5 protein-coding genes are annotated in these 6,447 nt (G+C 44.6%); 2 read left to right on the top strand and 3 right to left on the bottom strand.

Going from position 1 to position 6,447, the window contains the following annotated elements:
• Positions 1 to 180 precede the first annotated feature (180 nt).
• Positions 181 to 714: a hypothetical protein gene (locus H6G40_RS22230; protein WP_190538249.1), complete on the bottom strand. Its 534-nt coding sequence runs from the start codon at positions 712 to 714 to the stop codon at positions 181 to 183.
• 70 nt (positions 715 to 784) lie between these two features.
• Here H6G40_RS22230 and H6G40_RS22225 point away from each other — a divergent pair, with 70 nt between their 5' ends.
• A complete protein-coding gene (locus H6G40_RS22225) occupies positions 785 to 1,648 on the top strand; it encodes a hypothetical protein (protein ID WP_069475488.1) in 864 nt (287 codons plus the stop codon).
• A gap of 17 nt (positions 1,649 to 1,665) precedes the next feature.
• Here H6G40_RS22225 and H6G40_RS22220 read toward each other — a convergent pair whose 3' ends face one another.
• Positions 1,666 to 3,534, bottom strand: coding sequence for a cation:proton antiporter (locus H6G40_RS22220; RefSeq protein WP_069475489.1), 1,869 nt, complete (start codon positions 3,532 to 3,534; stop codon positions 1,666 to 1,668).
• On the opposite strand from H6G40_RS22220, the gene H6G40_RS23820 reads away from it, so the two are divergent.
• The gene (locus tag H6G40_RS23820) at positions 3,525 to 3,653 is read left to right on the top strand and encodes a hypothetical protein (protein ID WP_041804451.1); all 129 of its coding nucleotides are present in this window, start codon (positions 3,525 to 3,527) and stop codon (positions 3,651 to 3,653) included. The genes H6G40_RS22220 and H6G40_RS23820 overlap by 10 nt on opposite strands.
• A 41-nt stretch (positions 3,654 to 3,694) precedes the next feature.
• Here the strand turns inward: H6G40_RS23820 and pta are convergent, their stop codons facing one another.
• Positions 3,695 to 5,791 (bottom strand): phosphate acetyltransferase, encoded by a 2,097-nt coding sequence (gene pta, locus H6G40_RS22215; protein WP_069475491.1) that lies wholly within the window; start codon positions 5,789 to 5,791, stop codon positions 3,695 to 3,697.
• Positions 5,792 to 6,447 lie beyond the last annotated feature (656 nt).

The following is a 6,447-nucleotide window of genomic DNA, read 5'->3' as shown; positions in this document are numbered from 1 at the left end:
CCTGTTAATCCCTTAATCCTCAATGCCAGTATCAGGATTTTGAGGATTGGAGGATTTTCAGGATAGATATAATATTCTTTATGATCCTTTAATTATAGACTTTTCACAAGTCACCTAATCCTGTTAATCCTTTAATCCTAAAAATCCTGATACTGATTTTTATTGACATAATTTTGGTGATTAATTTGCCCGACAACGCACCACCCCCGCCGCTTTTAACTCGCCATTAGCAAATTCTAACTGTTTCAACACATAACCATAAGCCCCTTGCTGAGTTAAATCTCTTTGCATCTGTGGAGGCAAATCTGATAAGTTAATCTCTACCTGCTTACGCTTTTGCTTTTCCACCAAACTCAAATGCTCAAAACGGCGCGGTACAGCATAAACCGAACCACATCGCTTGTCCTCTCCCTGAATCACAATTATCGGGTTTTCGGGAATACTGATGATGGTTTCTCCCTCTAAGGTTAATTGTGTAACTTGGGCAATGGGTAGATTAAACTCCTTACCCCCTTGCTTAAAAGAAATCCGACGCTGAGGGCGATCGAACCGAGTTAACGTCACCCCCTTATAATCTCTGCCATTTTGTAACGTAATATTTGCTAATCGTGGTAAAGCCGCTTCGAGGGTGGGTGCTTGAGCGATACTAGAAACAGTCAAAAATCCCAAAAAAACTAAAGCTATACCAGATATAATTTCCAAACGTCTGACCATAACTCGCCCTACAATGATCATCTATAATAACTTTAATTTTAGCGTTCTTTTTTAGCGTTAGTAGCCCCCTGTGACGACTCCTTCTCCCCCGACGATTCTCCTCAATCTTGCCAGTGCCGCCGGTCTCATTGGTGCGGGATTGTACTATACAGGTTGGGTCTATCGTTGGGCATACTTTGCCTATTACCAACTCGGTATCACCAGCCTCGATTTTCCGGTTGAATCCTTCTTATTACTCCCTCTTCAAGTCTTCTTTGGTACGCCTCAAAGTATTGCTAACACCCTGATTATTGCCCTTCTGATTCCTGTACTTTTTCAGCTTTCCACCCTTTGTCTTGCTTTCCTTCACTGGCAATATCAACAGTGGCTAACTAGACTGAAAAATTGGCAACTGAAAAGACAAAACCAACGCAATCGCCGAAAAATACCCTATGCTCCTCGTCCCCGCTTTCAGCGTCAGTTAACCCTTCCTCTCGCTTCGGAACTGATTCTCCTGAGTTGGATTCTCTTACTCATCTTCCATCTTGCCCGGGATCAAGGTTTAAAGGATGCCCGTCGAGATGCGGTGAATCCCACTTCTACTCTCCCCGTTGTCACCCTGATTAGTGCCAAGGAACTGCTCATTTTAGGTAAAGAAGCAGGGGATCTTGACCCCAATCAGCCCCTTTTTGAAGCCCTAACGCCCGAAGATCAGCAGAGTCTCATTGGCGATCCTAATTTAGCCCGCATTATTCAACAGCGCAACCTAACCGATACGGAGCAAGATCGCGTCTGGCGATTATTACTGGAAAGAGGGGGATGGCTGTACCTTTTTCGTGCTTTACCCCAAGATGCCCCCAAAACTGAACATCCCGTACTGCTAGGTGTCGCTAAATCTAACGTCGGTCGGCAGTTGCTTATTTTAAGCCCTGAACCCGTTAAATCCACTGAATAGTATAGAACAGTCTCAAGTTATCTACTGGTGGCGATTTCCACTTCGGGTAAGATTTCTAAAGATAAACGGGTTCTGACAGTGCCAGAAAGACGTTTAAGCAGTTGTGGGCGTAAATCGCGCAGAATATAGATTAATTCGTCTCCTGTGCGCCATTCTTCCCTTTCTGTGACTACCTGTAGGGAATTATCGCGACGCAATAGTAGGGGCAGCAGTTCACCATTTTCGATTAATTTAGTTAATCTGGTTTGTTGTTCGCTCAAATCATCGGCTTTAAAGATAGTTTTACCTAATTTAATCTGATTATCGTCTAAATACTGATTCCATTCCTTGACCGAAAAACTAGGGAGAAAAACCTGATTAACCTTATTTTTATCTGGGTTGGGGGTTCCCGCAAAGGCAGCCAACAACCGGGGAGGATGAAATTCCTCGCTGGCTCTTTGGACTAAAACCAGATTAACCTCGCTATTATTAGTCAAAACTAGAAAAGTCCCCATGGATTCGATGCCTGCTTCTTGCAGTATTTTTGTATCAAGTGCGCTACTCTGCAGCACCGTCAAACCGTCTTCTTTTGCTTGCTGACAGGCTGCGGCATCCGTATCGATTAAAACCACGTTTTCCCCTTGTTCTTGGAATAAACAGCCGATTAAGCGACCTAGGGGATTACAACCGACGATTACTGCTCCTGTTGCCGCAGAAGAAGTGATTTTTAGCCCTTTTGCCACCCACCGCGCCGTTAATCCCTGAATAAAAACGGTCATTAAAATTGTTAAAAAGACTAAAGCTTTGATCGCTTCACCGCCATTAATACCGGCACGGGTGAGTAAAATGGCAAATAAAGAAGCTACGGAGGCAGAAACGATTCCCCTAGGGGCAACCCAAGCGATAAATAACTTATGTCGCCAATTTAGGTCACTTTTTAGGGTACACAGAGCCACACTCAGGGGACGTACCACCAGCATCAAAACCAACACGGTTAGGACGCTGCCCCAACCCAAAGCGATGACACTGGCGATCGAAAGATCCGCCGCTAGTAAAATAAACAGTACCGACACGCAAAGAGTGGTTAATTGACCCTTAAAACGCCTTAATAACCGCTCATCGGGAACTGCCGCCGCTTTTAGCACAATTCCCGCCATTACCACCGCCATTAACCCCGATTCACTGCGACTAAATTGCGATAAACCAAATAACCCCCAGACTCCCGCTAAAACCACGAGATTTTTTAGCTCAAAAGTCAAAAAATTGCAAGTTTTTATAATAAAACTTAACAATCCGCCTCCAGCAATGCCGATCGCCGCCCCGATGCCTAAACGCAGGGTTAAACCGGTGATAATTTCCATGGGGCGGGAATGACTATCAATAATCGTATTTAGCACCACTACGGCTAAAATTGCGCCCACAGGGTCGATTAATACCCCTTCCCCTTCCAAAAGCGTCGCCACCCGTCGATCTACGGCTACTTGCTTCAGCAAAGGCCCGATCACTGTCGGACCAGTTACCACCACTAAAGAAGCGTAAAGAAATGCGATCGGCCAGGGAAATTCCCCCAACCAGTGGGCTGCCATACCGCCACCGATGAGAGTGATGGAAGTACCGAGGGTGACAAGATTGCGTAAACTGCCAGAAACTCGCCCTAATTCCCGTCCGCTTAGGCTTAAACCGCCTTCAAATAGGATAATCGCCACAGAGAGAGCAACAAGGACTTCTAAACCAATTCCCAGACTTTGGGGGTGTAAAATTTCCCAACCATCAGACCCCAAAGCAATCCCAAAAATGAGCAGGAAGACAATACTGGGAACTTTCAGGTATTCGGCGATGACTTGGGCTGTAATCCCCGCCACCACAGTGATGACAATTTGCAGAGTAAGGGCGAAAGATGGATCCATGTTTAGCGATCGGTTATCGGCTATCGAGGCGGGGTTATGGTTGGGGTTTAATGATTCTAATTATAGTTTTGATTCCCGCTTCGGCCCGGTCGGGAGGAAATAAGCATAACAAGCTCTAGAAAACGGGTTTCTCAAAGAAACCCGTTTTCTAACTGATAAATCAAAAAGATTGGGATTGAATTGCTGTGATTACCACCGTATTGATAATATCGGGAACGGTACAACCGCGACTGAGATCATTGACGGGTTTTTTTAATCCCTGTAGGATTGGACCGATGGCTAAAGCTTTCGTTTCCCGCTGCACGGCTTTATAAGTATTATTACCTGTATTCAGGTCAGGAAAAATAAACACCGTCGCTTGGCCCGCTACCTCTGACCCCGGCATTTTTTGGGCAGCTACTTCCCTATCCACGGCCGCATCGTACTGAATCGGGCCTTCTAACTTCAAATCGGGGCGTTTTTCCCTAGCGATTTTGGTCGCTTGTCGTACTTTTTCCACGTCTTCTCCCTGGCCCGATTGACCCGAAGAATAGGAAAGCAGGGCGATTCGCGGTTCAATTCCGAATTTTTGGGCGGTTTCGGCAGAAGATAGGGCGATTTCGGCTAATTCCTCGGCACTGGGGTCGGGATTGACCGCACAATCCCCATAAACCAAGACCCGATCCTCTAGACACATAAAAAAGACCGAGGAGACGATCGCACAATCGGGCTTAGTTTTGATAATCTGGAGTGCAGGCCGAATCGTGTGTTGAGTGGTATGCACTGCCCCCGATACCATACCATCGGCATCGCCTTGATACACCATTAAAGTGCCAAAATAGGAGACATCTTGTGCATAATCCTGGGCCATATCGAGATTCATTCCCTTGGCTTTTCTCGCTTCGTAGAGGGTCTGCACATAGCTTTCAAAATGGGGACTAGCCACGGGGTTAATAATTTGCAGGCGATCGAGATCGAGAGTGATACCATGTTTTTTAATCACCATTTCGATCTCGTCCGGTTGTCCCAAGAGGGTTAAATCAACGATATCCTGTTCGATTAAAACTGTGGCTGCCTGGAGGATGCGCGGTTCGGTCCCTTCGGCCAAAACGATGTGACGTTTTTGCGCTTTGGCCTGTTGTACGAGATTATAGGTGAACATCTTCGGGGTAATCCCCTGGGTCCGCAAAGTGCGAATTTGCGCTTCTAGGCGATCGAGATTGATGTTACTGTGAAAAAGCTGCAGACTGAGGTTAATTTTATCGTAGTCCGTCGAGGTTAGGGTGGTCCGCACATCGTGGATGCGTTCGGCCGTGGTGTAGGTATCGGTGGTGACGGAGAGAATCGGTAAGGGATCGGGCAAACCTTCAATTAAACGGGCGATCGAAGGATTGAGGTTATGACCTGCTGTTAAGACTATACCGGCTAATTGGGGATAATTGGCTGATTGGTGGGCCTGTAACATCCCGATAATCACATCGCCGCGATCCCAAGGAGTGATAATTAAACTATCTTCTTTTAACCGCTCTAGGGCATTTTGCATCTGCATGGCCACCACCAGAAAGTTACTAGCTAAACTGTCTAATCTCTGCTGTCCGTAGAGAACTTTTGCCTGTAATTGTTGGGCGATTTCTGCCACTCGCGAGCTGCTCAGTTTGGCATTGTGGGGAATCACTCCTAGAGCATATTCTTGGGGGGGAAAAATTTTAGTCAGGGTTTTCCGTAATTCCTCTATTTTTTCCTCTTCAGCTTGATTGATAATAATCCCAATCACCGTACAACCTTTATCTTGGTAGGTGTCGCAGGAAATCAGGATCGGACTAAGGGCATCTTCGATACTGCGATTGTGGGCATTACCTAATATTAAGATGGGATGACCGAGATTTTTGGCGATTTCTGTATTTAGTTCAAATTCAAAGGCGGAATTTTCTTGCAGATAATCGGAACCTTCACAGAGGATAAAATCATATTTTTTTTCTAAGTTTTTAAACTTTTTGATAATTCTTTCAATGATTTCATCAAATTTTTGTTGTACCAATAAATCCTTAACTTCTTCATAACATAAACCGAAGGCTTCTTCGTAGGTTTGTTCTAATTTAAAATAATTGAGGATTAAGTCAATGTCTTCATCCCGATGACCTTCGGAACAGTCGAGAACAATTGGCTGGAAAAAGGCAACTTTATTAGTTTTGCGGAGAATTAAGTCGATAATTCCTAAAGCTACTAACGCTTTACCGCTTCCCGTTGCCGTCGTGCTGATATATAAAGAGTTAGTCATGGGTATATGAAGAATAATAACGAGGGTGGAATTTAATTCACTCACCCCAACCTTGAGGTGGGCTTTTTCAGCTAAATCTAGATAATTTTGATGAATCTGTTGATGGCAATAATTAACTTTTAAGTAAGTAGTTCTAATCAAATAGAAGATTGATCCCCCCTTAATCCCCCCTTAATCCCCCCTTGATCCCCCCTTGATCCCCCCTTAATAAGGGGGGCTGCGATCAAGTTGTCTATAAGGGCGTGAACCGTTAGCAAATTTTCAGGTAAACTATCTTTAGTTGTTGGCTAATCCAGAGATTTTTTTCACAGAGCGATCACTGTTTGAATATCTACCAGAGAGTGATGGACTATACCTTGTAATCTAGCAGTTATTTTGTCCGATTGCTGTTCACTGGTAACATTTTTTCCATGAACTTGATTTAATTTCCTCAGACTAAAATAAAGACTCCAGCAAATCCTATCACTGGCTTTCCAGCTAAGGCTTGGTTTTTCATAAAGATTTAAGTAGGTAGGCGTTAAAAGTTGTCAGACACCCCCCTTATCAAGCTATCCATTAGTCACATCTTTCTTAACATAAAATTTGACAAAAAGAGAAAAGTGTGCAAGATGGCTCAAGGGGGTTCTATGGGGGGACTAATTTGATGATATAGTTTC

The organism is Microcystis viridis FACHB-1342 (genome assembly GCF_014698335.1).
Classification (GTDB): domain Bacteria; phylum Cyanobacteriota; class Cyanobacteriia; order Cyanobacteriales; family Microcystaceae; genus Microcystis; species Microcystis ichthyoblabe_A.
The sequence above is the reverse complement of the archived record's forward strand: the minus strand, read 5'-3'. Positions and strand labels throughout refer to the sequence as shown.